We start from the raw sequence: 1,550 nt of genomic DNA, 5'->3' as shown, positions 1-1,550 counted from the left end.
CGGGCCGCCGAGGCGCGCGGCGCCGGTCGCGGTGCCGAGCAGGGCGTTCGCCCGCAGCCGCAGCTCACCCCGGACGGTGGCCGCGACCAGCGGCGAGGCGGTGGGCATGGCGAAGGCGGAGGCGATGCCGCCGAGGGCCGAGGCGAGGGCGATGTGCGTCAGGCTCGGACGCCCGCCGAGCAGCTCCAGGCCGACGAGCAGCTGGGCGACGGCCCGGACCAGGTCGGTGGTGAGGGCGACCAGGCGCGGGTCGAAGCGGTCCCCGGCCACCCCGCCGAAGGGCAGCAGGAGCAGCTTCGGCACCACCGCGCAGCCCAGCACCAGGGCGAGCGCGGCGGAGGAGCCGGTGGCCCGGGTGATGGCGATGGCGAGGGCGGCGGGGACGACGGCGTCGCCGAGGGTGGAGATCGTCCGGCCGATGAAGAGCAGGCGGAAGCCGCTCAGGCTCAGGGGGTGTGGTGTCACGCGCCGCACCATATTTCGGTGTCGAAATTTTGGCAACGAATATTTTGATGCCGTTGCTTCAGCCTTTGTAGACTCCTTCCATGGCCGAGCACCACCACCAGCAGGACGCCCCGCCCCGTGACTGGACGGACGGCCACGTCGACCGCTGGCAACCGGTACTGCCCGGCCTCGACCCGGACATCGAGGCCTCCGTGACCCGGATGTCGCGGCTCACCCGCCACCTCGGCCGGGTCCGCGAACAGGGCGTCGCCGACTACGGCCTGCACAAGCACGAGTTCGACACCCTGCACGTGCTCGCCGGCCGCGGCGGCCATGCCGCCCCCTCCGACCTCCGGGCCGACCTCAACCTCGCCCCGGCCTCGGTCACCGGCCGGCTGGAGACCCTGGAGCGGCGCGGCTTCGTCCTGCGCACGCCGTCCACCGAGGACCGCCGGAAGGTCGACATCGTGCTGACCGAGGCCGGGCGGGCCGCCTGGCGCGAGGCCCTGGACGTGGTGGGCCGGGAGGAGCTGCGGCTGCTGGGCGTGCTGTCCGAGGAGGAACGGCGCGCCCTGGCGGACCTGCTGCGGAAGGTGATGCTGGCTCAGGAGGGCGAGGGGTAGGAGCCCGGTCCCGGCCGCCGGGGTCGACCCGCGGTGCCCGCCCCTGGTATCGATAGGGGCGTGCGATTCGAACGTGTGCCGGTGCCGGAGGGCGTGGGGGCGCGGCCCCGGGACGGGCGGGGCTACCCGGTGCCCGCGATCACGCCGTGGCAGGGCGACGTGCCGCAGTTCGCGCTGACCGACCACGGGCGCAGCGCCGACTGCGCGCTGGAGCGCCGGTGCTCGGTGTGCGGGCGGTTCATGGAGCGCGGACCGGTGTGGCGGGTGGTCGGCGCCGCCGAGAGCGAGGCGATCGCCGGGGCGCTCGCGGCCGGGCAGCCGTACCGCAACCTCGCACCCACCATGGAAGGCCCCGGCCACCGGGCCTGCATGCTCTACGCCGCCATGGTCTGCCCGTACCTGGCGCGCCCCAACGCCCGGCGGCGGGCGAGCGCCGAGGACCCCGCCGACGAGCTGACCTCGGCCGCCGTCCGGGGTGCGGCG

At 75.2% G+C, this 1,550-nt stretch carries 3 protein-coding genes; 2 read left to right on the top strand and 1 reads right to left on the bottom strand.

Features of this window, described 5'->3' with window-relative positions; all coding sequences use genetic code 11:
- On the bottom strand, window positions 1-465 hold a 465-nt coding region (locus KS423_RS45290; RefSeq protein WP_224285488.1), incomplete at its 3' end, for an MFS transporter.
- A gap of 80 nt (window positions 466-545) precedes the next feature.
- Here KS423_RS45290 and KS423_RS45285 point away from each other — a divergent pair.
- Together KS423_RS45285 and KS423_RS45280 are read left to right on the top strand one after the other, a co-directional pair.
- Entirely contained in the window at window positions 546-1,067 is a 522-nt protein-coding gene (locus KS423_RS45285) for a MarR family winged helix-turn-helix transcriptional regulator (protein WP_224285487.1), read from the top strand.
- Window positions 1,068-1,127: 60 nt separating this feature from the next.
- Window positions 1,128-1,550: hypothetical protein (locus tag KS423_RS45280; RefSeq protein WP_224285486.1), on the top strand; the 423-nt coding region annotated here is incomplete at its 3' end.

It is taken from the genome of Streptomyces sp. LS1784 (assembly GCF_020103755.1).
GTDB lineage: Bacteria > Actinomycetota > Actinomycetes > Streptomycetales > Streptomycetaceae > Kitasatospora.
Note: the sequence above shows the minus strand (reverse complement) of the source record. Positions and strands in the feature narration are given on the sequence as shown.

Coding starts and splice junctions, on each gene's coding strand:
- KS423_RS45285 (WP_224285487.1), top strand. CDS start 546: ATGGCCGAGCACCACCACCAGCAGGACGCCCCGCCCCGTGACTGGACG.